At 69.2% G+C, this 22,743-nt stretch carries 29 protein-coding genes; 15 read left to right on the top strand and 14 right to left on the bottom strand.

Going from position 1 to position 22,743, the window contains the following annotated elements; translation table 11 throughout:
• Nucleotides 1-20: 20 nt before the first annotated feature.
• The 6 genes from AC1HFH_RS04900 to AC1HFH_RS04875 all read right to left on the bottom strand — a co-directional run bounded on the left by AC1HFH_RS04900 (nt 21) and on the right by AC1HFH_RS04875 (nt 3,407).
• Nucleotides 21-497, bottom strand: coding sequence for a hypothetical protein (locus AC1HFH_RS04900; RefSeq protein ID WP_480246241.1), 477 nt, complete (start codon nt 495-497; stop codon nt 21-23).
• A gap of 62 nt (nt 498-559) precedes the next feature.
• Nucleotides 560-955: a hypothetical protein gene (locus AC1HFH_RS04895; RefSeq protein ID WP_480246240.1), complete on the bottom strand. Its 396-nt coding sequence runs from the start codon at nt 953-955 to the stop codon at nt 560-562.
• 66 nt (nt 956-1,021) lie between these two features.
• On the bottom strand, nt 1,022-1,588 hold the full coding sequence (locus AC1HFH_RS04890; protein ID WP_480246239.1) for a TIGR03086 family metal-binding protein: 567 nt from the start codon (nt 1,586-1,588) through the stop codon (nt 1,022-1,024).
• A gap of 2 nt (nt 1,589-1,590) precedes the next feature.
• Nucleotides 1,591-2,073, bottom strand: coding sequence for an SRPBCC family protein (locus tag AC1HFH_RS04885; RefSeq protein ID WP_480246238.1), 483 nt, complete (start codon nt 2,071-2,073; stop codon nt 1,591-1,593).
• Nucleotides 2,070-2,447, bottom strand: a complete 378-nt coding sequence (locus AC1HFH_RS04880) for an ArsR/SmtB family transcription factor (protein WP_480246237.1) — start codon at nt 2,445-2,447, stop codon at nt 2,070-2,072. The genes AC1HFH_RS04885 and AC1HFH_RS04880 overlap by 4 nt, the downstream gene beginning before the upstream one ends.
• 105 nt (nt 2,448-2,552) lie before the next feature.
• Complete coding sequence (locus AC1HFH_RS04875) at nt 2,553-3,407, bottom strand: hypothetical protein (RefSeq protein WP_480246236.1); 855 nt, start codon at nt 3,405-3,407, stop codon at nt 2,553-2,555.
• A 222-nt stretch (nt 3,408-3,629) separates the two neighbouring features.
• Here AC1HFH_RS04875 and AC1HFH_RS04870 point away from each other — a divergent pair, with 222 nt between their 5' ends.
• Entirely contained in the window at nt 3,630-3,944 is a 315-nt protein-coding gene (locus tag AC1HFH_RS04870; protein ID WP_480246235.1) for a type VII secretion target, read from the top strand.
• 24 nt (nt 3,945-3,968) lie between these two features.
• Nucleotides 3,969-4,850: a WXG100 family type VII secretion target gene (locus tag AC1HFH_RS04865; RefSeq protein ID WP_480246234.1), complete on the top strand. Its 882-nt coding sequence runs from the start codon at nt 3,969-3,971 to the stop codon at nt 4,848-4,850.
• 72 nt (nt 4,851-4,922) lie between these two features.
• Here the strand turns inward: AC1HFH_RS04865 and AC1HFH_RS04860 are convergent, their stop codons facing one another.
• The 3 genes from AC1HFH_RS04860 to AC1HFH_RS04850 form a co-directional block, all read right to left on the bottom strand.
• Nucleotides 4,923-5,474 carry a potassium channel family protein gene (locus AC1HFH_RS04860; RefSeq protein ID WP_480246233.1) on the bottom strand — a complete coding sequence of 184 codons (552 nt, stop codon included), beginning with the start codon at nt 5,472-5,474 and terminating at the stop codon, nt 4,923-4,925.
• 191 nt (nt 5,475-5,665) lie between these two features.
• Nucleotides 5,666-7,291 (bottom strand): acyl-CoA dehydrogenase family protein, encoded by a 1,626-nt coding sequence (locus tag AC1HFH_RS04855; RefSeq protein ID WP_480246232.1) that lies wholly within the window; start codon nt 7,289-7,291, stop codon nt 5,666-5,668.
• A gap of 11 nt (nt 7,292-7,302) precedes the next feature.
• Nucleotides 7,303-7,920, bottom strand: coding sequence for a TetR family transcriptional regulator (locus tag AC1HFH_RS04850; protein WP_480246231.1), 618 nt, complete (start codon nt 7,918-7,920; stop codon nt 7,303-7,305).
• A 64-nt stretch (nt 7,921-7,984) separates the two neighbouring features.
• Between AC1HFH_RS04850 and AC1HFH_RS04845 the strand changes: the two genes are divergently transcribed.
• Nucleotides 7,985-8,752: a crotonase/enoyl-CoA hydratase family protein gene (locus AC1HFH_RS04845; protein WP_480246230.1), complete on the top strand. Its 768-nt coding sequence runs from the start codon at nt 7,985-7,987 to the stop codon at nt 8,750-8,752.
• 253 nt (nt 8,753-9,005) lie between these two features.
• A complete protein-coding gene (locus AC1HFH_RS04840) occupies nt 9,006-10,295 on the top strand; it encodes a hypothetical protein (protein WP_480246229.1) in 1,290 nt (429 codons plus the stop codon).
• Here AC1HFH_RS04840 and AC1HFH_RS04835 read toward each other — a convergent pair whose 3' ends face one another.
• Entirely contained in the window at nt 10,296-10,958 is a 663-nt protein-coding gene (locus AC1HFH_RS04835) for a hypothetical protein (protein WP_480246228.1), read from the bottom strand. It abuts the gene before it with no gap.
• Nucleotides 10,959-10,994: 36 nt separating this feature from the next.
• Complete coding sequence (locus AC1HFH_RS04830; RefSeq protein ID WP_480246227.1) at nt 10,995-11,702, bottom strand: pyridoxamine 5'-phosphate oxidase family protein; 708 nt, start codon at nt 11,700-11,702, stop codon at nt 10,995-10,997.
• A gap of 122 nt (nt 11,703-11,824) precedes the next feature.
• On the opposite strand from AC1HFH_RS04830, the gene pdxR reads away from it, so the two are divergent.
• The 3 genes from pdxR to AC1HFH_RS04815 all read left to right on the top strand — a co-directional run bounded on the left by pdxR (nt 11,825) and on the right by AC1HFH_RS04815 (nt 15,051).
• Entirely contained in the window at nt 11,825-13,198 is a 1,374-nt protein-coding gene (pdxR, locus tag AC1HFH_RS04825) for a MocR-like pyridoxine biosynthesis transcription factor PdxR (RefSeq protein WP_480246226.1), read from the top strand.
• Between the two features lie 159 nt (nt 13,199-13,357).
• On the top strand, nt 13,358-13,603 hold the full coding sequence (locus AC1HFH_RS04820; protein WP_480246225.1) for a DUF2630 family protein: 246 nt from the start codon (nt 13,358-13,360) through the stop codon (nt 13,601-13,603).
• Entirely contained in the window at nt 13,600-15,051 is a 1,452-nt protein-coding gene (locus tag AC1HFH_RS04815) for a dihydrolipoyl dehydrogenase family protein (RefSeq protein ID WP_480246224.1), read from the top strand. Before AC1HFH_RS04820 ends, AC1HFH_RS04815 begins: the two co-directional genes overlap by 4 nt.
• Here AC1HFH_RS04815 and AC1HFH_RS04810 read toward each other — a convergent pair.
• Both AC1HFH_RS04810 and cobF read right to left on the bottom strand, forming a co-directional pair.
• Nucleotides 15,044-15,913: an Fpg/Nei family DNA glycosylase gene (locus AC1HFH_RS04810; RefSeq protein ID WP_480246223.1), complete on the bottom strand. Its 870-nt coding sequence runs from the start codon at nt 15,911-15,913 to the stop codon at nt 15,044-15,046. The genes AC1HFH_RS04815 and AC1HFH_RS04810 overlap by 8 nt on opposite strands.
• Nucleotides 15,914-15,928: 15 nt before the next feature.
• Entirely contained in the window at nt 15,929-16,687 is a 759-nt protein-coding gene (gene cobF / locus AC1HFH_RS04805) for a precorrin-6A synthase (deacetylating) (RefSeq protein WP_480246222.1), read from the bottom strand.
• Nucleotides 16,688-16,732: 45 nt separating this feature from the next.
• Between cobF and AC1HFH_RS04800 the strand changes: the two genes are divergently transcribed.
• From AC1HFH_RS04800 to AC1HFH_RS04780, 5 genes are all read left to right on the top strand, one after another.
• The gene (locus AC1HFH_RS04800; protein ID WP_480246221.1) at nt 16,733-17,533 is read left to right on the top strand and encodes a thymidylate synthase; all 801 of its coding nucleotides are present in this window, start codon (nt 16,733-16,735) and stop codon (nt 17,531-17,533) included.
• A 71-nt stretch (nt 17,534-17,604) separates the two neighbouring features.
• A complete protein-coding gene (locus AC1HFH_RS04795) occupies nt 17,605-18,132 on the top strand; it encodes a dihydrofolate reductase (RefSeq protein WP_480246220.1) in 528 nt (175 codons plus the stop codon).
• Nucleotides 18,133-18,340: 208 nt separating this feature from the next.
• Complete coding sequence (locus tag AC1HFH_RS04790) at nt 18,341-18,667, top strand: cupin domain-containing protein (protein WP_480246219.1); 327 nt, start codon at nt 18,341-18,343, stop codon at nt 18,665-18,667.
• 51 nt (nt 18,668-18,718) lie between these two features.
• The gene (locus tag AC1HFH_RS04785; RefSeq protein ID WP_480246218.1) at nt 18,719-19,786 is read left to right on the top strand and encodes a Dyp-type peroxidase; all 1,068 of its coding nucleotides are present in this window, start codon (nt 18,719-18,721) and stop codon (nt 19,784-19,786) included.
• A 3-nt stretch (nt 19,787-19,789) separates the two neighbouring features.
• On the top strand, nt 19,790-20,590 hold the full coding sequence (locus tag AC1HFH_RS04780) for a family 1 encapsulin nanocompartment shell protein (protein WP_480246217.1): 801 nt from the start codon (nt 19,790-19,792) through the stop codon (nt 20,588-20,590).
• 203 nt (nt 20,591-20,793) lie between these two features.
• On the opposite strand, the gene AC1HFH_RS04775 is transcribed toward AC1HFH_RS04780, so the two are convergent.
• Entirely contained in the window at nt 20,794-21,342 is a 549-nt protein-coding gene (locus AC1HFH_RS04775; protein WP_480246216.1) for a Uma2 family endonuclease, read from the bottom strand.
• 137 nt (nt 21,343-21,479) lie between these two features.
• Between AC1HFH_RS04775 and AC1HFH_RS04770 the strand changes: the two genes are divergently transcribed.
• The 3 genes from AC1HFH_RS04770 (at nt 21,480) to AC1HFH_RS04760 (ending at nt 22,639) form a co-directional block, all read left to right on the top strand.
• Nucleotides 21,480-22,013, top strand: a complete 534-nt coding sequence (locus AC1HFH_RS04770; RefSeq protein WP_480246215.1) for a PH domain-containing protein — start codon at nt 21,480-21,482, stop codon at nt 22,011-22,013.
• 130 nt (nt 22,014-22,143) lie between these two features.
• Nucleotides 22,144-22,371 (top strand): hypothetical protein, encoded by a 228-nt coding sequence (locus AC1HFH_RS04765; RefSeq protein ID WP_480246214.1) that lies wholly within the window; start codon nt 22,144-22,146, stop codon nt 22,369-22,371.
• Between the two features lie 61 nt (nt 22,372-22,432).
• On the top strand, nt 22,433-22,639 hold the full coding sequence (locus AC1HFH_RS04760; protein WP_480246213.1) for a hypothetical protein: 207 nt from the start codon (nt 22,433-22,435) through the stop codon (nt 22,637-22,639).
• Nucleotides 22,640-22,743 lie beyond the last annotated feature (104 nt).

Raw genomic sequence — 22,743 nt, 5'->3', positions numbered from 1 at the left:
CAAGTCGCTGGCGGCGTTCGTCAACTCTGACCCGACGTTCGCGACCTGACACCGGCACCGGGCTTCGAGCCCCGGGGAACGATGCCCTTCGCCCGCCTGATGCGGTCATTCAGGATCTGGGCGACTATGTCGGCGTCCGAGGTCGGGATTGCGATAGTAGTGTCGGGACGCCCGGTGTTGATGCGGACGGCCCTGGCATCCGACGGTGTCCAGGGCTCACCGCCCGGCGTGACGAACCATGGCCGGTCCCTCTCCCGCTCGGACAAGGTGATCGGGTGTGCTGCCTCGATTTCGGTATAGCGAATCGTGCGGGCGGGTAGCGCCGCTGTTCCGTGACTACCGGTCGTCTGGATCTCCAGCCGGTGCGTTGTCGCTACCGTATCGACGCGATGGCTCCTGCCGCCCCGAGCCAGTTCCGTCGTGGCGGAGGCCATCTGCCGGGCCAGCAGTACCTCCACGTCGACCGCGCCGAACTCCCGAGTCAGGGGGCGAGTCATCTGGCGGGAGCCGAAGACCGCGACCACCGCGGCCAGCAACGGTGTCCCGAGGCCCCCGATCATCAACAGCGGCAGGCTTCGATGCTTGCCGAACCGTTCGACAGCAGGGCCGCGCTCACGCCGGCAGCCGTGCCCATGGTGACCTGCAGGAGACCGAATCCCAAGGCCGGGATCGCCCACCGCGACCAGTTCCTCGAGCCGCGGCGACGCAACCAGCCCCAACCGACTGTGGCACCGAGTAGCGCACCCACTGCCCCCGCCGACATCACCGCGGCATCACGGCCGCCGGTCACCCCGCCAGGAGGCAGCGCAAGCACCGCGCAGCCCGCGGCGATCAGCAGCGGTACCACCAGGAACGCACCGTAGAGATACGGCACGGTCCGGCGCCAACGCCGCTGCAGCTCCGGTACCTCGTCGGGCGACACGACGGACGGGACGGCGGTCGGCAGCAAGACCATCTGGTGATTCCCCCTCGGTGTCAACGCTGCCATCGTATCGAACGTCGGCGGCAGCGCCATCCGGCGTCAGCGGGGGTCGGGACGCCAGGACGGGTCGCGGCCGATGAACGCCATCAGTTTGTCCTGGGCGGAGGCGTCGTCGGGTACCGGGACAGCGGGACCGAACTGGCCGCTGGAACGGAGCAGCTCCTCGATCCGGGCCATACCTTCCAGGGCGGCGCGGCAGCGGTCCGCACCCAGGTCGGGTTCGCGGCCCAGGGCTTTCGCCAGGTCCCAGGTGTGCATCCAGATGTCCGCGGTATAGAACTGGTCGATCGCATCTTCGACCGGTTCGTCCCCGATGTGGGGGTTGCTGAGCACCCGGCCGCCGGGAGCGTCGAGGATCGCCTGGATATCGGCGACATGCTGCTTCCAGGCGCCGGCCGGGTCGGCGGCGACATCGAGGGCAGGCAGTTCGATCTGCGCGGCGGTCAGGAACCCACGCGACCACTCGACGAGGTGGGTCACGATGTCGACGGCCGTCCATTCGGCGACCGGGCTGGGGCGCGCCCAGTCACCCGGCGCCGCGGATTCGACCAGGTCGGTGAACACGGCCGCATCCGCGGCGTGGCGCTGTGCAGGCGTCGAGTCCATGATCACGCACCCTTCGCGAGCAGTTGCTCGAGCTTTTCGTAGCCCTCTTCGACCCCGACGTCCATACCGCTGGACAGGATGCCGTCGCGGGTTTCGAAGTCCGCCACCACGCTCAGCGTCCGCAGCCGGGTGCGGCCACCGTCGAGTGCTTCGAAGGTCAAGGTCTCCAGCGCGACGCCGTCGGGTTCGCCCTCGTAGGTGAAGGTCCACACGATCCGCTCGGCCGGCCGCACCTCGTGGAAGCTGCCGTAGAAGGAGGCCAGTTCCTCGCCGTCCCGGTCGTTGGCGAACGCCCATTCGCCGCCGGTGCGGGCATCCCATTTGGTGATACGGGTACTGATCGAATGCGGGCCGATCCACTGCGCATACAACTCCGGATCGGTGTGCGCACGGAACACCTTTTCGGGGGCGGCGTCGAATTCCCGGACGATCTCGATCGTCGGGACCTTCTCGTCGGCCAGGATTTCGGTTCTGCGCTCGCTCATGATGCGTCCTTCCGGTTGTTTCGATCGGTCGATGTCGGTTCGCCACCCTCGGACATCCGGTCCAGCAGAGCGTCGAGGCGCCGGTAGCGCTCCTCGGCCTGCCGGCGGTAGCGCTCGATCCATTTCGTCATCAGGTCGAACACCTCCGCATCCAGATGAACCGGCCGCCGCTGGGCGTCGCGGCTGCGGGTGACCAGTCCGGCCTCCTCGAGCACCTTCACGTGCTTGGAGACGGCTTGCAGACTGATGTCGTACGGCTCGGCCAGTTCGCCGACGGTCGCATCCGCCCCGGCCAGCCGAGCCACCAGATCCCGCCGGGTGGGGTCGGCCAGCGCCGCGAACACCCGGTCGAGCCGGTCGTCGTTCTCGTCCACGTCCATTCCTCAACTTGTTGGTTGAACAAGACGATAGGGGTGGCGACAGGCATTGTCAACACCTTAGTTGAATACGCAGCTCAGAAGGGTCTCAATGCCCCGAAGTCAGTTCGGCCACTGCATACTGTTCCTCAGTCGCCGGATCCGAGTGGTCAGGAACAGCGCGACGGTCTCGGGCTCCAGCACCGGCAACAGCAGCGGATAGACCGTTCCGGCACGGGATCGATCGATGAAATCGATGCGCACCGCCCGAGAGCCGGAGAAGTACCACGGGATCCCCCGCTCCGACACGAACCACGGGCATTGGCGATCGGCGTACGACAACGTGACGGCCTGCACCGCAACGATGTCGCGATACCGGATCCACGATGTCTCGGGCGGCGGAGCAGTTCCGTGCCCCCAGGAATAGCTGCTCACGATCTTCAGCCGGTCGGACAAGGCGTGGACCGCCACACTGTCCAACGGATGACGAGGCACATGTCCCCTCCTCGAAGCGGACTCGTCGACGAGCGTGACCGGCACCGCTACGGCTCCGAGCTCCCCGGTGAGCGGTGAAACCATCCGCCGGCGCGCGATGACCCCCACGAACCCGGCGACCGGGGCCAGAGCAATACATCCGACCACCGGCACCCATCGCCAGCGCACGACCTCCTCGGCGAACACGTCGTAGTCGACAGCCAGCAAGCGCACCGCGGCGTCAACGACAAAATGGGCGATCATGGCCTGCAGAAAGACGAAGCCCAGGCCCGCCAACGGCCAGGACGACCAGTCTGACAGCCCCACCCGCCGTAACCACACCCAGCCGGGCACCATCCCACCCACACCCCCGACGACAGCGGCGAGCACCTGCGTCACCGCGCGATCGTCGATCTTCCCGCCGAGCGGCGCCGCATAGGTGGCGTACAACAACACCACGATCCCCGGAATGATGAGGAAGATGCCGTTGAGCAGCGGGCGCACCTCGCCCCAGCGTCGCTGCAACTCGGGCACTTCATCCGGATTCTCGACACCGGGCAACACCGCAGGCAGCAAACTCATGAACGACTCCCCTCGCCTCCCCAGCGCACCCTACACACCGCAAGTAGTCCGAGACCCGGGCACGACCCGGATGCGGTAACCGACCGAGGGAACCGATCTACTACCCGGTGCGTCCAAGTCCATAGCCGAACACGAAGGAAGCCGATGACAGGGAATGTGTCAGTAGATCCGGACGAGCTGCGGACCCACGGCGGATCGGTGACCGCATGCAGCGGCCGGGTCGCCTACGCCGCAGACGCCGCCGAGCATCTCAGCATGCTCGAGGACGGCTACGGCGTGATCGGACGGCCGCTGGCCGCGGGACTGCTGGTTCTCCAGGAGACAACAGCTCGGGCCCTGCGCGCCGCGAGCGAAACACTCGACGATACAGCCGGAAAACTGGATAAATGCGCCACCGAATTCGAGAACCAGGATACCGAGCGGGCCAGGGACTTGGACGAAGTGGATATCCGAGTCTGAACCGCCGCACCAGAAAGTACACCGATGCCACCGAACATCCTCGACGGCGAGGGCTCCATGATCCCGTCGCCCAACGCCACGATCGATAACACGCTCATCGACCCCGGCACCGACCGCGAGAACGTATACGACGGCTGGACCCGAGATCGGGACTGGTCCGCAGACTGGGACGCCGGCACCGCCGGCTTGACCACACTCGAGGCCATCAACGAGATTCGTGACGGAGTAGCGGAAGCCGATCGCGGATTGATCATGTTGGGCGTGGCCGCAGCCGGCTTGGACATGCTTTCGTTGGCCACCGACCCCTTCGGATATATCGGTGGCCAGATCGCGACGTGGATGATGGAACACGTTCAGCCGCTCCGTGAAGCACTGGAAATGTTCACCGGCAGTCCGGAGATGATTCAGGCGTACGCCAAGTCCTGGTACAACATCGGCGAGCACATGCTCGCGGTATCGGAAGACCTCGGCCAAGCGGTCGATACCGAGATCGGCAACTGGGCGGGATTGGCAGCCGACGCGTATCAGGTCTACGTGGGAAACCAGAACAACTCGGCCGCCGGCTTGGGCATCGCGGCGCACGGGATCGCCGAAATGACGCGGTCGATGGGCGAGGTGATCGCCGGCATCCGCACCGCCGTTCGCGACATCCTCGCTGCTCTGGCCGGCAAGTTCGTGGCTTGGACGGCCGAATTGGCCATCTCGGCGGGCACCGCCACTCCGCTGGTCATCAGCCAGGCCATGGCATCGATAGCGAGCGCGGCATCGAAGGTGAAATCGCTCTTGTCCGCGACGCTCGAGTGGATCGCCGACAATTCGATGGCGCTGGTCGCCATCCGCGACATCGTGGACGGCCTCTACAAGGCACTTCCGGGTGAGGGGAAGCATGCCGCCCTCGCCGGTTGAGTTTGCGCCGGACCAGCGCGGCAGTGGGTCGGCGATGGCCTCGTCGAGGTCGCAGCCCGCGCACGATACCCGTCACGACCCGTCGGATTCGGCACCCTTTCCGGTGGCCCGATGCAGGCGGGCGGCGACACCGGTGGTGACGATCGACAAGAGTGTGCCGATCACCAGCAGGTTGAACAGGATCTGGATCATCGTCACCACCCGCGAGAGTTGGCCGACGGGATGTACATCGCCGAAGCCGACCGTCGCCAGTGTCACCAAGGTGTAGTACAGCGAGTCGGTGCGGGTGGCCAGACCGTCGAACTGGCTCGGGTCGCCGACCTGCAGTCGGTAGTAGATCAGCGCGAAGAACATCACCGCCACGCACACCACGAGCAGCATCCCGTCCAGTCGCCCGTGCATCGTCTCCGGGGCATGCATATACCGTTCGACCTGCCGGAATGCCATCACACTGAGCCCGGCCAGGCCGGCGACGAACAACGCCAGCCCGACGACGCGCCCCGGCCAATCCGGGGCGGCGATGTCCCAGTCCACCGGAATCCCGTAGAAAACCAGTACGGCGAACACCACGGTGGCGACATTGCGCAACGTCCGCTTCCACCCGGTCCTGTTCGATTCGCCCATCTGCTCATCATCGACCCGACCGGCCCCCGATCCCGACGTTACGCGCCGCCGGATCACCAACGAGCCGCCCCGACCAACCGAGCTCCCTCCCCACACCGTCGCCCCCGCAACGCCGTCGAGGGAGCGCTCATGACGGGGCCACTCGGCCGACGCCGCCATCGACGCTCCCTCGACGGCACGCTTATTGGGAGTCAGGGATGCACGTAGCCTCGGCGGATGATCGGGTCGGTGTCCACTCCGGTGGGGAGGGTGCCGAAGGCGATGCCCCAGTCGTCGCCGAGGCGGGTGGCGCAGAAGGCGTCCGCTACGGCGGCGTGGCCGTGCCGGACCAGTTGGGCGCCCTGCAGGACCAACGCCATCAGTTCGATGACGCGGCGGGTGCGGAATTCGATGTCTCCGAGATCGGCGAGTTCCTTGCCGACTCGGTCGATCGCATGGTCGAGGCGGGGGTCGGCGCCGCGGGCCAGGTTAACTTCGGCGAAGTAGGCCTCGACGGTTTCCGGCTGGCGGCCCATGGCGCGCAGGGCATCGAGTGCGGCGACATTGCCGGAGCCCTCCCAGATCGACATCAGCGGCGCCTCCCGGTACAGCCGCGGCATCCCGGACTCCTCGGCGTAACCGTTGCCGCCCAGGCATTCCAGCGCCTCGGCCGCATGCGCGGGCGCCCGCTTGCACACCCAGTACTTGGTGACCGCGAGGGCGATCCGACGCAGTGCCGCCTCCGCCGGGTCGGTGCCTGCGCGGTCGGTGGCACCGGCGAGCCGCATCATCACGGTGGTCGCGGCATCGGATTCGATGACCAGGTCGGCGAGGACATTGCGCATGGCGGGCTGATCGATCAGCTTGGCGCCGAACACGTCCCGGTGCCGGGCGTGATGGATCGCCTGCACCGCACCCATCCGCATTCCGGTGGCCGATCCGATCACGCAGTCCAGGCGGGTCATGTTGACCATCTCGATGATGGTCTTGACCCCCGCACCCTCGGCGCCCACCAGCCAGCCGGTGGCGTTCTCGTATTCGATCTCGGAGGAGGCATTGGACTTGTTGCCGAGTTTGTCCTTGAGCCGCTGGATCCGGATCGGGTTGCGGGTGCCGTCGGGCAGCACCCGGGGCAGCAGGAAGCAGGACAGCCCGCCCGGCGCCTGCGCCAGGGTCAGGAACATGTCCGACATGGGCGCGGAGGTGAACCACTTGTGCCCGACGATCCGGTACGAGCCGTCCGGTTGCGGCGTCGCGGTGGTGGTGTTGGCGCGGACATCCGAACCACCCTGCTTCTCGGTCATCGACATGCCTGCGATCAGACCGGTTTTGCCGCTGGGCTCCCGGAGCCCGAAATCGTAGCTGCGGGCGGCGAGCAGCGGTTCGTACTGCGCGGACAGTTCCGGATTGTGCCGCAGCGCGGGGACCACGGCGTAGGTCATCGAGATCGGGCACATATGGCCGGCGTCGGCCGCGCCCCAGGTGAAGAACTTGGCCGCCCGGGCGGTGTGGGCGCCCTGCCGGTCGTCCCGCCACGGACTGCCGTGCAGGCCGTGCTCCACCGCCACGGTCATCAGTTCGTGCCAGTACGGATGGAACTCGACCTCGTCGACCCGGTTACCCCAGCGGTCGTGGGTGTGCAGGACCGGCGGCTGCTCGTTGGCGAGCCGGCCCCACTCCCGGGCTTCGGCGCCACCGGCGAGCTCGCCGAGATGGTGCACCTCGGCTTCGGCCCAGCCGGCACCCTCCCGGTGCAGCCCCTCCAGCAATGCCGGGTTCTGCCCGAAGTCGAACGGGACGATATCGGGGACCTGGTTGAAGACTTCGTGTGTCGGCATCGCCGGACTCCTCAGTTCGCGGCCGTACGGGCGGTGCGCGAGGCACCGAGCGCCCGGACGGCGAAGGTGACCAATTCGGGGACAACGGTCTCGGCATTCGGGGTGGCCGACAGCGGGCCGACCAGCACCTCGCCGATGGCGCCGACCAGCGCGGCGGCCGCGGTGCGTGGGTCCTGTGCGGGCAGCTCACCGGTGGCGACGCCGGTGGCGATCGCGGTCTCGAAGGCGGTGGCGAACGCGCGGCGGAACTGCAGCCGCTGCGCGTCGACGGCGGTATCGACCGGTTCGGCCAGCAGGACGTAGGCGAGTTTGGGGTTCTTGCAGGCGCGGCCCGCGAAGGTCTCGACCGCCGCGGTGACCCGTTCGATCGCCGTCCCGTGCGTCACCGCGGCCGATACCGCAGCCACCTCCCGGGCCACCACTGCCGCGAAGACCGCATTGACCAGTGCGGCCTTGTTCTCGAAATGCCGGTAGACGGTTCCGGTGGCCACGCCCGCGGCCGCGGCGACCGCGGCCATCGACAGACCCGCGAAGCCGTCGCTGCCGAGCACGCGGGTGGCACCCTGCACGATCAACTCGCGCTGGGCATCGAGCCGGGCCTGGACGGCCGGGGTTCTGCGGTACACCACACCAAGAAGTGAAGCACTGATTCACTACTTCACGCAAGCATGGTCCGGGCAGTATCGTCGAGTCATGTCTGTGCGAGTCGAACATGCCGGTCCGGTGACCACGGTGATCCTGGATCGCCCGCACGCCCGCAATGCCGTGGACGGACCGACCGCGGCGGCCCTCGCGGCCGCATTCCGCGCCTTCGACGCCGATCCGAATGCGGCCGTCGCCGTCCTCTACGGCGAACACGGCACCTTCTGCGCCGGTGCCGACCTGAAAGCACTCGGCACCGAGCACAGCAACCGCGCCGAAGAGACCGGCGACGGACCGATGGGACCGACCCGGATGCGCCTGACCAAACCGGTGATCGCCGCGGTTTCCGGCTATGCCGTCGCCGGCGGCCTGGAACTGGCGCTGTGGTGCGATCTGCGCATCGCCGAACAGGACGCCACCTTCGGCGTGTTCTGCCGGCGCTGGGGTGTACCGCTGATCGACGGCGGCACCGTCCGGCTCCCCCGCATCGTCGGCGAGGGCCGGGCGCTGGACATGATCCTCACCGGACGCGCCGTCAGTGCCCCGGAGGCATTGCAGATGGGCCTGGTGACCCGGGTGGTCCCGCCGGGTGAAGCGCGGCACGCCGCCGAGGAGCTGGCCGCACAACTGGCCGCCCTCCCCCAGACCTGCCTGCGCTCGGACCGTGCCGCACTACTCGAGGGGTACGGCCACGACGAGGACGAGGCGCTGGGTATCGAGTTCCGGCACGGCCGGGCAGCCCTGCTCGACGGCGCGCTCGACGGGGCACGGCGCTTCGCCGACGGGGCGGGGCGGCACGGAAACGCCGCGCACCCATGACGTGCCGGACCGCCGGCACCTGCGCGCCACCCACCCGCTGGGTGCCCCGGTGGACCGTACCGGCCGTGCCCGACCTGCCGGAGGCGGCATCGGGCCGTGACCTCCGCACCCCACACAACCGATCCGAGCCACCACCGGGCTCCCCACACAACCGACCGAAGCCGCGGAATCGGCCGCACCCGAACAGCCCGTCGACTCGACACCACCGAGCCCGCGCGCACGGCCCGTACCGCCACACACCGGGGGAACTCACGTGATCGATCGACTCACCGTCGTCGACGAGATCTTCCTGCGCACCCATCGCGGTATGGGGACGCCGATCGCACTGCAGGGGTTGTGGCGGACCACCGATCGGATGGACATCGCACTGCTGCAGCAGATCCACGACCGGCTGCGCAGCGGGCCGCTGGGCCGCCGGGTCGTGGGTGCCCGGATTCCGAGCGCCCGCCGCGGGTGGCAGCGCACCACCCGGGCCTACCCGGTGGCGACGGCACCCGAGCCGCTCTCCCCCTACACCGTGCTGACCTGGGCGGATCGACAGGGCGGCGGGCTGGATCCGGAATACGGTCCGGGCTGGCGGCTTTCGGCCGGATGGTGCACCGATGGCGGGACCGTCGTCGCACTGACCTGCTCGCATGCCCTCGCCGACGCGCGCGGCCTCAGCCACGCCGTGGACCTGGCATTGCGCGACCTGTCCTCCGGTACCGACCCCGGCTCGGCGCTCATCGGCCCGGCGCACAGCACAGTCACCCGGCACCCACCGGCCACCATGCCCGGGCCGCGGCGATCGGTATCGGAATGGGTGGATGCCCGGCGGCAATGGGGCGTGGTGCTGGGTGGAACGCTGCGAGCGCTACGCGGCGGGCTGCCCCGGCCACCCCGGCCGGGAGCGGCGTCCCCGCTGCCGGCATGCGAACCGTTCGGGAAGATATTCACCTGTCCGGCAACCGAATGGGACGATGCTGCAGCCGCTACCGACGGCTCGGCGAACAGCCTGTTCCTCTGGCTCACCGCACAGACGCTGTGGCAGTGCGGGTTTCCGGCGGACAGCATCACCGCCAGTGTGCCGGTGGACACCCGGGAGGAGCCGCGCGTCGACAACGACCTCGCGGTCACCGAGGTGGTGATCACCCGGGACGACACCCCGGCACGGTTGCGCGCGAAAGCGCGGGCCGCTTACCGACGCCGGATGTCCGCCCCCGCCGGCCTGCCCGAGGAGATCCTGCAGGTGGTGCCCGACCGAGTCGCCTACGCACTCAGCCGGGGCGCCGGGGAGCGAGACATCCTGTGCTCCAATATCGGCGCGCTCCCGGACCGGCTGCGTCGGATCGGTCCGCACGAATGCACCGGCGTGGTGGCTCGAGCGATCCATCCGGGTCTGGATCCCGTCCGCGCACCGCGGACCCGCCTGTCCGGCTACCTCGTTCGCACCGGCGGCGAGTACACGCTGGCCTTGGTCGGGCTCACCGCGGATGCGACCACGGTGACCGAGGCCGCCCGGCACAGCGCTGCCGGCGCCGGTATCCGGCTCCGGGACTGGTGATCAGAACAACGCCAACCCGTTGAGCACCATCCGGATTCCCCAGACGAACTGGTCCAGACCGACCCATTCCGCGATCTCGTCGGCCGCCGACGTCAGCCGCGGCCATCGGTGCCCGTCGAGATCGTCGAGTTCGGCGCGCCGCTGCCGGATGCGGTCGGCTTCGCTGGGCACCGGAGGCCGGTCGCGGCCCCCGATGTCCATCGCGAGGGTGCCGGCGATCTGTACCAGTAGTGCATACACCCCGTGTGCCTGCAGCGCACGTGGCACCCCGCCGCGATCGAGGCAGGCGAACAATGCCTCGCCGATATCGCGGGGCGCCGCATCATCCATCGAGGTGGTCAACAGCAGTGCCGCCACGCCGGGATGCGGTATCACCTGAGCTCGCGCCGCCAAGGCGAACTGGACGACCGCGGAGGTCCACTCCACGCCCGGGTCCGTGAGCTGCCCCAGCGGAACTCGTTCCAGCACCCGGGTCGTCACGAGCCGTTCGATATCGGAGGGGCGGGCCGCCCAGGGTGGCAATCCGGTGAGCGGCACGCCCAGCCGGTCCGCGACGGCCGCGACCGTCAGGCCGAGCAGCCCGTCCCGGTCCAGCACCGCGAGCGCGGCATCGGCAACCCGGTCGGCGGGAATCGGATCGCCGCTCGTCTCGGCCTCGGTCATCCCCGCGACGGTACCCGGCACCGCGCCCGGTTTCCGTCAGCACGGCACCGTGGCCACCGTTTCGGCATCCGATCGTGGTGTACCGGCGCCCCGCACGATCCCTTCCGGAACCGGTATCCCCGGCTCCAGGTCGGCCGCCGGTACCGGCTCGCCCCAGACCTGCCGCAACGGTACGGTCCCGGCCCAGACACCACCGGCCGCCACGTCTTCGGCCTCGTCGACCGGGCCGCCGGTGCGCACCTTCAGCGACGCTTCGGTGAGGTCCAGCGCGAAGACCAGGGTGGCGGCGAGTTCCTTGCGGTTCGGCGGCCGGACCCGATCCCAGGACCCGGGCGCGGAGTGTTCGACGATCACCCGCAGCGCCGCCAGCCGGGCCTCGGGGTCGGCTACTTCGACAGCCTGACCGCGCACCACGGCACTGCGGTAGTTCATCGAGAAGTGCATGGCCGAACGGGCGAGCACCAGGCCGTCGACATGGGTCACCGCGACGGAGACCTCGGAGTCGAGCGCTGCCCGCATCCCGCCCGCCCCGGTGGAACAGTGCAGGAACAGAACATCACCGGCGCGGCCGTACGCCGTGGGCAGTACGACCGGCGCATCACCCAGCCGAACGCCCAGATGGCAGATCACTCCCTCGTCCAGGACGGCGTCGAGTTCCGCCCGGTCCGTGCGGGCTCGGTGCTTCGACCGATTGAGGGTGCTGCGCGGGGTCGGGGACAACGGAGGACGGGTGTGCTCGGTCATGGTTTCAGCCTGGCAACCATAATGGCATTCCGGAATCGCCAATTCCGGCTGATTTCGACAGACCAATTCCGGATTCCGGGCTGTTGCTCCGGACACCACCGGCCGATCCGTCGGGAGACAGAGTGTTCGACGAACTACCCGTCGCCGTGGACCGCGACTCGGCGGTACCCCTGTCGGTGCAGCTCGCCGATGCGGTGCGCGCGGCCGCCACCGGCGGGGTACTACGCCGCGGCGAGCGGCTACCCGCGAGCCGGACCCTGGCCGGGCAGTTGGGTGTCAGCCGCACCGTCGTGGTCACCGCCTACGAGCAACTGCATGCCGAGGGCTGGTTGACCGGCCGGCGCGGCTCCGGCACCTATCTGACGACCGAGCCGCCGGGGCCGGCCGCGTCGGTGGCGCGCCCGCCGACGATCGAATCGCCCGGCGGACTGCTGGATCTGGTTCCCGGTGCGCCCTGCCTCGATGCGGTGGACCGGGCGGCGTGGCGGCGCGCGTGGCGAGCGGCCGCCGACCGGCCGCCCGACCTCCGCAAGGACCGCGGCGGCGAACCGGGCTTCCGGGCCGCCGTGACCGATCATCTGTTGCGGCATCGCGGCCTGCGCACCGATACCCCGGCCGTCGTGCTCGCCACCGCCGGAACCACGGCCGCGGTCGGCGAGCTGGCCGCGGCGGTGTTGCGGCCGGGCGACCGGGTGGCCGTCGAGGAACCCGGCTACCCGCGCGCGGTCGGCGCCTTCCGGGCCGCCGGAGTGACCGTGCTGCCGGTGCCGGTGGACGCCGACGGGCTCCGGGTCGACCGCTTGCCCGATGCGGTCCGCGCCGTCTACTGCACGCCCGCACACCAATACCCGCTCGGTGCCCGGATGCCCGCCGAGCGCCGGATGGCGTTGATCGATTTCGCACGCCGGCACGATGCGCTGATCATCGAGGACGACTACGACGGCGAACTGCGGTACGACACCGCCCCGCTGCCGTTGCTGGCCGCGGTGGCACCGGATGTGGTCGTGCATCTCGGCACCACCAGCAAGATCCTCTCGCCCACGCTCGGCATCGGCTGGCTGGTGGCGCGACCCGATATCGCCGACGCCGTGCTGGGCCACCGGCTCGGCACCGGTACCTCCCCGGCGCCCGCGGGCCAGCGGGTGCTGGCCGGTCTGGCCGAACACGGCGATCTGGCCCGGCACCTGCGCCGCCTGCGGCGCCTGGTCCCGGTCCGCCGGGCCGCCACGGTCGGCTCGTTGCGCCGGCACGGGCTCACCGTCCTCGGAGACCGAGCGGGTTCGCATGTGGTCGTGCCGCTTCGCACGGCCGCGGCGGAACGCCGGGCGATCGCCGCCGCCCGGGCACACGGGCTGCTGCTGGACGGTCTGGCCCGGCATCACACGACGACACCGCACCACTTCGGTATCGCCGTCGGATACACGGCCCTGCCGCAAGCACAGCTGCCCGGTGCCGTCGAATCGGCGGCCGAGATCCTGGCCGGGCACCACCGCTGACCCCGCGGTCCGAGCGGGCGGTACCTCGCACCGCACGGTCCGGCGACCGGCCCCCGGTAGTGATCGTTCCGTGGCGGCCTCCGGCCTTAGCATGGAGAACATTCCATACGGTTCCATGCACGCCCGGACGTATACCGACGAGCAGTGAAGTGGTGGGTCATGACCGAACAGGACATTCTGGCGCGGATCAAACAACTCGTGGACGACGAGCACGCCCTCCGGGCCAAGGCGACGGCCGGGGAGATGGACCCGGTCAGCGAACGGCAGCAGCTGGCCCAGCTGGAGGTGACCCTCGACCAGTGCTGGGATCTGCTGCGGCAGCGCCGCGCTCGCAAGGACGCCGGCGCCTCCCCCGACGATGCGCAGCTGAACACCCCGAATCAGGTCGAGGGATACCTGCAGTGATCGCACCGGACCGGCCCCGGCCGGCCGAATTCGACGTGATCGTGATCGGCGCCGGTCCGGCGGGTGAGAATGCCGCCGCCTATGCCATCGCCGGCAGTGATCGCACGGCCGCCCTGATCGAACACGAGCTGGTCGGCGGCGAATGCAGTTACTGGGCCTGCATTCCCAGCAAGACACTGCTCCGGACCGGCGCCGTCCTCGACGAGGCGCGGGCCGCCACCGGGTTGACCGTGAACGGTCCGCAGACCGGCGAGGTGCTGGCCCGCCGGGACCGGTTCGTCCACGACCACGACGATTCCGGGCAGGTGCGCTGGGCCGAGGGCGAGAACATCACGGTGCTGCGCGGCCCCGGCCGGCTCGCCGGCGAACGCCTGGTCCGGGTCGGCGACCGGCTGTTGCAGGCCCGGCAAGCCGTCGTGCTGGCCACCGGTACCCGGGCCGTCGTCCCGGATCTGCCGGGTCTGCGCGCCGCGCTGCCGTGGACCTCCCGTGATGTCACGAACCTGACCGTAGTGCCCCGCCGGGTGGTGCTCATCGGTGGCGGCGTGGTGGCCTGCGAGGCGGCCACCTGGCTGGCCCAGCTCGGCGCCGAACAGGTGACCATGGTGGTCCGGGACGATCGGCTGCTGCCCCGCGCCGAACCGTTCGCCGCCGCGCAGGTGGCCGACGGGCTGCGCCGGCTCGGCGTCGATATCCGGTTCGGCACCTCGGCCACCGCCGTCTACCGACCGGAGGCACACGACTGCGGCATCGGCCGGATCCACGGCGGTCCGGTGACGGTGACGCTGCCCGGCGACGAGCTCACCGCCGACGAGATCGTGGTGGCCACCGGCCGCGCGCCCACCACCGGGCAACTCGGCCTGGACACCGTCGGTCTGCCCGGCGGCGGATATCTCGAGGTCGACGACCAGCTCGCCGTGACCGGTGTGCCCGGTGGGTGGCTCTACGCGGTCGGCGATGTGAACCACCGGGCACCGCTCACGCATATGGGTAAATACCAGGCCCGGGTGTGTGGTGATGTGATCGCCGCCCGGGCCGAGGGGCGGGCGCTCACCGACGGCCGGTACGTGGCCTCCGCCGACCACGGTTGCGTACCGCAGGTGGTGTTCACGACACCGGAACTGGCGTCGGCCGGCCGCACCGAAGCGCAGGCCCGGGCGGCGGGATACCGGGTACGAACGGTCGAGGTGGATATCGACGTCGCCGGGGCGTACCTGGCCCGGGACGACTACCGCGGGCACGCGAAACTGGTCCTGGATTCGGCCACCGGCACCGTACTGGGCGCGACCTTCGTGGGCCCGGGTGTCGGCGAACAGTTGCACGCCGCCACCGTGGCGATCGCGGGCCGGGTGCCGCTGAGCACCCTGTGGCACGCGGTTCCGGCGTTCCCGGCGGTCAGCGAGTTCTGGCTACGACTGCTGGAGGCGGCTCGCGCGGAAGCTACTTGAGCAGCCGGGACATCCGGCGGTCCGCAAGCACCTTGCCGCCGGTCTGGCAGGTGGGGCAGTACTGGAAGGACCGGTCGGCGAAGGCGACCTCCCGGACCACATCGCCGCACACCGGGCACGGCCGGCCGGTACGGGCGTGCACCCGCAGCCCGGCCCGTTTCTCCCCTTTGAGCCGGGCCGCATCCTGCCCGGCCGATCGTTGCACTGCGTCCAGCAGCACTTCCCGCATCGCCGCGTACAACACCGACATCTGGTCGTCGGTGAGATTCTTCGCGGTGGCGAACGGCGACAACTTCGCGACATGCAGAATCTCGTCGGAGTAGGCGTTGCCGATCCCGGCGAGCAGCGTCTGCTCGGTGAGTGCGGTCTTCACCCGCGCCGAGGTCCCGCGCAGCAGGTCGGCGAACTCCGGTTCGGACAGGCCGAGCGCATCCGGGCCCAGCCGGGCGATCCCCGGTACCTGCCGCGGGTCGGTGACGACGTACACCGCGAGACTCTTCTTGGTACCGGCCTCGGTGAGATCGATCGCGGGCGTGGCGCCGGCCGGGGTGAACAGATGCACCCGCAGCGCCAGCGGGCTGCGGCCGCCCGGTTTGGGCGGGGCCGGATTCGGCTCGTCGACCCAGCGCAACCAGCCACCCCGGGCCAGGTGGGTGATCAACCACAGACCCCCGCAGTCCAGGCCGAGGAACTTCCCCCAGCGGTCCGCACCGGTCACATCGCGTCCGGACAGCGCCGTCACCGGCGGGTCGTAGGTCTTGATCGCGCTCAGCGCGGCGACGTCGATCCGCCCCACCACCGCGCCGACCGCATGTTCCCGCAGGAACTGCGCCAGCGCTTCCACCTCCGGCAGCTCGGGCACCTGCCCAGGGTACCGTCAGACGCCGACAGTGTCGGCGGGACGCAACAGGTAGACGTCCATGATCCAGCCCTTCTCGGCGCGCAGCTCGGCCCGGCGGGCCACGATCTGATCGGCCACTTCGCCCAGCTCGCCCGCGATGCACACCTCGTCCGGCATCCCCAGATAGGCCCCCCACCAGATGTGCACACCGGCCGCGGGGATCTCGGTGAACGAACATTCCCCGTCGAGCATCACCACCGTCGAACCGGGCCCGAGCCCCTCATCACGCAGCCGCCGGCCGGTGGTGATGTGCACCGGCTCACCGATCCGATGCAACACCGTCCGGTGCGCCGCGGCCAGGGCGGCGACGCTGGTGACCCCGGGGATCACCTGGTGGTCGAACCGGACGGTGCCGCGTTCGAGCACCCGTTCGACCATTCGCAGCGTGCTGTCGTACAACGCCGGATCGCCCCAGACCAGGATCGCGGCCACCCCGTCGACCTGCTCGAACGCAGCCTCCAGGAGCAGCGACCGGCGCTCGTGCCAGTCCTGCACCACATCGGTGTAGGCCGCACCGGGCGTCCGGTCCCGCGGCGGGTCGGCGATCTCGACGATCCGATGCGGGCCCGGGACGTGCTCGGTGAGGATTGCGGTCCGCACATCGACGAGTTCCTGCTTCTCGGCGCCCTTGCCGATGACGAAGAAGGTGTCGGCCTGCCGCATGGCCTTCACTGCCTGCATCGTCACCTGGTCGGGGTCACCGGCACCGATGCCGATCACGTAGAGCTTGCGCATACGCCGAGAGCTTGCCAGGTGGGTCGCGCAGTAGACTCGGCAGGCGTGGCGACCGATACGCAGTACGAAGACCTGCTCCGGCTGGTGCTGGACCGGGGCACGCCCAAGGCGGACCGCACCGGCACCGGAACCCGCAGCATCTTCGGCCATCAGCTGCGCTACGACCTGTCGGCGGGCTTCCCGCTGATCACCACGAAACGGGTCCACCTCAAGTCGATCGTCTACGAACTGCTCTGGTTCCTCCGCGGCGACTCCAACGTGCGCTGGCTACAGCAGCACGGCGTGACCATCTGGGACGAATGGGCCGATGCGAACGGCGACCTCGGCCCCGTCTACGGGGTCCAGTGGCGGTCCTGGCCGACACCGGACGGATTGCACATCGATCAGCTCTCCCAGGTCCTGCACACGCTGCGGACCGACCCGGATTCCCGGCGGATGCTGGTCTCGGCCTGGAACGTGGCCGATCTGGATCGGATGGCGCTCGCCCCGTGCCATGCCTTCTTCCAGTTCTATGTCGCCGACGGCCGGTTGTCCTGCCAGCTCTACCAGCGCAGCGCCGACCTGTTCCTCGGCGTTCCGTTCAATATCGCCAGCTACGCACTGCTGACCCGGATGGTGGCCCAGCAGTGCGAACTGGAGCCCGGCGATTTCGTCTGGACCGGCGGCGACGTGCACATCTACGACAATCATGTCGATCAGGTGCGTGAACAGCTCACTCGCGAGCCGTACTCCTTCCCGCAGCTCGAACTGCGGGCGGCGCCGACGCTGTTCGACTACGCCTACGAGGACGTGGTGCTGCACGACTACCGGCACCACCCGGCGATCAAGGCACCGGTCGCCGTATGAGCGGTCAAGGCGCGGAGGAGGCCGCAGAGCGTAAGCACGTAGGGTCGCCACTCAGGCCACCTGAACACGGCGTGGGCTCCGGCCTGATCGGCCTGATCTGGGCTCAGACGCCGACCGGCGTGATCGGCTCGGACAACGGCATCCCGTGGCGGGTTCCGGAGGACATGGCGCATTTCAAACAGGTGACCGCAGGCCATCCGGTGATCATGGGCCGCCGCACCTGGGATTCGCTGCCGGAACGATTCCGTCCGCTGCCGGGCCGCCGCAACATCGTGGTGACCCGGAAACCCGAGTGGACGGCAACCGGCGCCGAGCGTGCCGGTTCGGTGGCCGAGGCACTGCGGCTCACCACCGGAGCGGACGTATGGGTCACCGGTGGCGGGGAGATCTACCGGGCCGCCCTGCCCTACGCCACCGAGCTGATGGTCACCGAGATCGACACCGACGTGTCCGGCGACGCCTATGCGCCGGAGCTCGACTGCGGCTGGCAGGCGGACGACCCGGCCTGGGCGGAATCGCGAACCGGCCTGCGCTACCGCATCCGGCGCTTCACCCGGGCCGCCGGCAACCGACCGGCACCGCGGCCCGCGAATTCCTGACCGCGCCCACCCGCACCGCCGCCCCCACCGGAGCGATCACCGAAATGCCCTAATGGAGCGAGGCAGTCGGGCATACTCGGCAGAGAACGGTCCCGCTCCGGTACAGCCCACCGGACGTGGCCGACGAATCGGACACCATCGGCCACGGCGGGGCCGCTGCGAGCTCACCCGGTGCGCCCGGTGAACACGCGCGGAAAAGGTGGTCCCCATGGACAAGAAATCGCTGACGGCGCTGGCCCGGCAGCAGCTCAAGCTGGCCGCCGGGGCGAGCAGCGGACGCAGTTCCCAGACGGTCGTCGGCGGTCACACCCATGCGCTGCGGCAGACCGTCGTCGCCCTCGCCGAGGGGCAGAGCCTCGCCGAGCACGACAATGCCGGGGACGCCACCATCCAGGTGCTCAGCGGGACGCTGACGCTCATCGCGGGCACCGACGAATGGAAGGGCTCGGCCGGCGACCTGATCGTGGTCCCCCGGGCCCGGCACAGTGTCAAGGCGATCGACAACGTCGCCTTCCTGCTCACCGTCGCGAAGTAGTGTCGGCCTGCCGCGCGGATTTTGTCGGCGCGGCCCTCTACTCTGGTGCGCATGGGTGAGCCGCAGCCGTTCCTCGAACCGCTCACACCGGCCGCAATCTTCCTCGTCGCCACCATCGACGACGGTGGCGAAGCGGCGGTGCGCGATCTGCTGTCCGAACTCTCCGGGCTGCGTCGCTCGGTCGGGTTCCGGGTACCCGGCGCGGGCCTGACCTGCGTGACCTCGATCGGCTCGCAGGCCTGGGACCGCCTCTTCGACGGCCCGAAACCGGCCGAACTGCACGATTTCCCGGGGTTCTCCGGCGCGGTGCACTCGGCACCGGCCACCCCCGGCGACCTGCTCTTCCACATCAAGGCCGAAACCCAGGACGCCTGTTTCGAGCTGGCGATGGCGATCGGGGAACGGCTGCGCGGCGTGGCGACCGTCGTCGACGAGACCGTCGGATTCCGTTACTTCGAACAGCGTGATCTGCTCGGCTTCGTGGACGGGACGGAGAACCCGGAGGGCCCGGCGGCCACGGCAGCGACGGTGGTCGGCGACGAGGACCCGGATTTCGCCGGGGGCAGCTACGTGATCGTGCAGAAGTACACCCATCCTCTCGACCAGTGGCGGGCATTGTCCGTCGAGGAACAGGAGCGGGTGATCGGCCGCACCAAGCTGGGCGACTACGAACTGCCCGATGACGTGAAGCCGGCGAATTCGCATGTGGCCGTCAACACGCTGGTGGACCCGGACGGCACCGAACGCCAGATCGTGCGCGCCAATATGCCGTTCGGCAGCGTCGGCTCCGGCGAGTTCGGTACCTACTACATCGCCTACGCGGCGACACCCAGCGTCACCGAGGAGATGCTCACACGGATGTTCGTCGGCACCGACGAGGCCGCCTACGACCGGATCCTGGACTTCTCCATCGCGGTCACCGGAACCCTGTTCTTCACCCCGACCGTGGAATTCCTCGACGATCCACCGCCCGCACCGGCCACCACCGCCGCCGGAATACCGGTCTCCGTCCCCGAGTTCGAACCGGTCGAGCGCAGTGCGGCCGGGAGCACCGCAGCCACCGCGGCACCGGCCGAAACGAACGGCTCACTCGGAATCGGCACGATGAAAGGATCCTGACGGATGAACAACCTGTATCGCGCCCTCGCGCCGATCACCACCGAGGCCTGGGCGGCCATCGAGGAGGAGGCCACCCGCACCTTCAAGCGGCATATCGCCGGCCGCCGCGTCGTCGACGTATCCGGGCCGCACGGTGCCACGTATGCGGCCGTCAACCTGGGGCGGACCGCCCCGATCGCCGCACCGGCCGACGGTATCCAGGCGAAGCAGCGGCTGACGGCGCCGCTGGTCGAGCTGCGGGTGCCGTTCACCCTGTCCCGGGCCGAACTCGACGATATCGAACGCGGCGCCGAGGATGCCGATCTGGATCCGGTGAAGGATGCGGCCAAACAGATCGCCTTCGCCGAGGACCGCGCCATCTTCGAGGGGTATCCGGCGGCGAACATCACCGGTGTGCGCGCGGCGGCATCCAACGCCCCGATCAAGGTCCCCACCGATGTGCTGGCCACACCCGAGGCGATCGCCCAGGCGCTGACCGAGCTGCGCCTGGCCGGTGTCGACGGTCCGTACTCGGTGCTGCTCAGCGCCGACCTGTACACGGCGGTGAGCGAAACCTCCGACCACGGCCATCCGATCCGCACCCATATCGAGCGGTTGCTGCCGGAGGGCGAGATCATCTGGGCCCCCGCTATCGACGGCGCCTTCGTCCTCACCACCCGCGGTGGCGACTTCGACCTGCAGCTGGGACAGGACCTGTCCATCGGCTACCTCTCACACGATGCCGAGACGGTGCAGCTGTACTTCCAGGAAAGCCTGACCTTCCTGGCCTACACCGCCGAAGCGGCCGTCGCCCTCGGTTCCTGAGCGGTAGGCCACGGCAGCTTCCCGGCCCACCGTGCACCGCAGAGGAATACGACTTCCACGCCCGTCCGGGTGCGGCAAATTCCGCTGCCGCACCCGGACGGCGGAGTCACCGCTGCGCGAATCCGCCCGAACGTAGGTGAGCCGCACCGGACCGCCCCACCGGCGGTACCGATCCGGCCGGAGGCCGACTCGGCCCGACCGATTCAGCCCCCCAGCTGACTCACCAGGCGGCTACCGGTCAGCTTGTACTCGCCGTCGACGAGCTCGTACATGGTCACGAAGCCGTCGATATCGGCCGACTCCACGTCGCCCCGGATGATCCAGTACTGCGGGATCCCCAGCATTGCGTACACCCGGAGCTTCTCGATCGCATCGTGATCTTCACTGTCCTGAGAGACTGCCTCGATCACCGCGTGGATATCAGCCGCATCGTGGGTACTGCTGTTCTTGTCCGGGTGATAGTCCTGCCGGAACACCACCCCATCGGCAACGAAGTTGTTCTTGCCGGTGCCACCGCGAGCAAAACCGCTGTCGGCTACGTACTGCTCACCTGCGATTTCATAGCCTCGGCGCAGCCAGTGTTCCAGCACCATGAACACGATCCGGAAGTGCCAGACCGTCACCGGCATGTACGTCAGCTCCAATCGTCCGGATCGCAACTCCCAGGCCCAGCCCCGTGGTACCCCGGGTAGCTCGTCGAAGTCGGCACGCGTACGGATCCCGCTCATGGGCAGGTCGATCTGCGCGGTCACGGCGCCTCCCTTCGGTGTCGGACCCCCACGTGATCCCAGCATAGCGGCGCCGGAGCCGGAGTAGCCTGCCGTTCGACAGGGAGCATGCCGCCGGGCCCGGTAGCGTTGGGGCCGGACGAGTCGAGCAGGAGGCGGGGATGGCCGTTGTGCGGGCCGGGGTGGTGCCGGTGCGGCGCAGCCTGAGTTATTGCGCGGTGGGGCTGGCGGTATGCATCGGCATCACCGGGCTGGTTGTTGCCATGTTCGGACCGGCCCGGGTGATCACCGGCCTGCTGATCGGGCTGGTCGCCGGGACCACCGCCGGGGTGCTGCTCTTCCAGCGGGATGTGGTGGAACTGACCGAGCAGGCGATTCAGGTGCGCACCCCGTTGACCACCGAAACGATCCCGTGGGAGCGGGTCCGGGCGGGCCGGTTCGGCCTGGACGAGAACGGGCGCTGGACGCTGGCCCTCGACCTCACCGACGGGGCCGAGCCGCACGGTGAGCTGGTGTTACTGTCTATCCCTCCGGTCACCGGACCGGTCGCGGGCGCCTACGACATGCGTAAACGCGAACAGGTCAACGAGATCCGCGGGTTGCTGCGAACGGCCCGGATCCCGGTGACGCTGCTCCCGGAGATCGCCGCCGCCCTGCAGAACCACTGGAACATCGCGCCGCCGACGGCCCGCTGACCTGACAGCCCTCGGCGCTCGCCGAGGGGTGCAGGCCGGCTGCACCGATCGCGGCTGCTGTTGTCGGCGGGATCACCCATCATCAGGTAATGCCCCAGCGAGTCCACTGCCTGCAGGAGATCCACACCGTGTGATCACCGGACCGGATGGTGCTGTCGACGTTATCGTCAGCCTGAGCGAGTACCAGCAACTGAAGCAGGCGCGTGCCGAACTCCAGCGTCTCCGCGAAGAGCAGCGCCGTAGCGGGATCGCCGCGCAGATGCGTGCGGGCCTGAAGGAGTTCCAAGCCGACCCCGCCGCATTCCGAACGCTGACGCGAGCGGACTTGCTGCGGGAGGACCTCTTCGACCGCCCGTAGGGTCCTGATCGAAGTAGGTTCACGAGCAGAGCAGCAGATACGACCACCGGGGAAATTGCGGTTGAATGTTCGTCTGGCGCTGCTGGACCTTCTCGATGACCCCTTGCCGCCGGGGAACGGGGCGATTCCGTTCCGAGTCGGCGATGACGAGATCCCCGACGCATACGAGTGGGACCTCGGTGGCGTCACGATCTTCTACAACGTCATCCGGACCAGCCCGCTGTTGATCCAGGTGATCATGCAGGTCGTCGTGGTCGACGCGCTCTGAGCAGGGCACCACGTCCACGGCCGCCGTGACCGGGACGGCGAGACCGGAGCCAAATGTCCGACTCCGCCGGCGGCCACGCTCATAGTGCTCCGGTGGGCCGGCGA

It is taken from the genome of Nocardia sp. KT25-26, assembly GCF_056627695.1.
Note: the sequence above shows the minus strand (reverse complement) of the source record. Positions and strands in the feature narration are given on the sequence as shown.

What these genes read in the sequence shown, in the direction of transcription:
- AC1HFH_RS04900 (WP_480246241.1), bottom strand. Translation starts at nt 497, where the DNA reads ATGACTCGCCCCCTGACTCGGGAGTTCGGCGCGGTCGACGTGGAGGTA.
- AC1HFH_RS04895 (WP_480246240.1), bottom strand. Translation starts at nt 955, where the DNA reads ATGGTCTTGCTGCCGACCGCCGTCCCGTCCGTCGTGTCGCCCGACGAG.
- AC1HFH_RS04890 (WP_480246239.1), bottom strand. Translation starts at nt 1,588, where the DNA reads ATGGACTCGACGCCTGCACAGCGCCACGCCGCGGATGCGGCCGTGTTC.
- AC1HFH_RS04885 (WP_480246238.1), bottom strand. Translation starts at nt 2,073, where the DNA reads ATGAGCGAGCGCAGAACCGAAATCCTGGCCGACGAGAAGGTCCCGACG.
- AC1HFH_RS04870 (WP_480246235.1), top strand. Translation starts at nt 3,630, where the DNA reads ATGACAGGGAATGTGTCAGTAGATCCGGACGAGCTGCGGACCCACGGC.
- AC1HFH_RS04865 (WP_480246234.1), top strand. Translation starts at nt 3,969, where the DNA reads ATGCCACCGAACATCCTCGACGGCGAGGGCTCCATGATCCCGTCGCCC.
- AC1HFH_RS04860 (WP_480246233.1), bottom strand. Translation starts at nt 5,474, where the DNA reads ATGGGCGAATCGAACAGGACCGGGTGGAAGCGGACGTTGCGCAATGTC.
- AC1HFH_RS04855 (WP_480246232.1), bottom strand. Translation starts at nt 7,291, where the DNA reads ATGCCGACACACGAAGTCTTCAACCAGGTCCCCGATATCGTCCCGTTC.
- AC1HFH_RS04845 (WP_480246230.1), top strand. Translation starts at nt 7,985, where the DNA reads ATGTCTGTGCGAGTCGAACATGCCGGTCCGGTGACCACGGTGATCCTG.
- AC1HFH_RS04835 (WP_480246228.1), bottom strand. Translation starts at nt 10,958, where the DNA reads ATGACCGAGGCCGAGACGAGCGGCGATCCGATTCCCGCCGACCGGGTT.
- AC1HFH_RS04830 (WP_480246227.1), bottom strand. Translation starts at nt 11,702, where the DNA reads ATGACCGAGCACACCCGTCCTCCGTTGTCCCCGACCCCGCGCAGCACC.
- AC1HFH_RS04820 (WP_480246225.1), top strand. Translation starts at nt 13,358, where the DNA reads ATGACCGAACAGGACATTCTGGCGCGGATCAAACAACTCGTGGACGAC.
- cobF (WP_480246222.1), bottom strand. Translation starts at nt 16,687, where the DNA reads ATGCGCAAGCTCTACGTGATCGGCATCGGTGCCGGTGACCCCGACCAG.
- AC1HFH_RS04790 (WP_480246219.1), top strand. Translation starts at nt 18,341, where the DNA reads ATGGACAAGAAATCGCTGACGGCGCTGGCCCGGCAGCAGCTCAAGCTG.
- AC1HFH_RS04785 (WP_480246218.1), top strand. Translation starts at nt 18,719, where the DNA reads ATGGGTGAGCCGCAGCCGTTCCTCGAACCGCTCACACCGGCCGCAATC.
- AC1HFH_RS04780 (WP_480246217.1), top strand. Translation starts at nt 19,790, where the DNA reads ATGAACAACCTGTATCGCGCCCTCGCGCCGATCACCACCGAGGCCTGG.
- AC1HFH_RS04770 (WP_480246215.1), top strand. Translation starts at nt 21,480, where the DNA reads ATGGCCGTTGTGCGGGCCGGGGTGGTGCCGGTGCGGCGCAGCCTGAGT.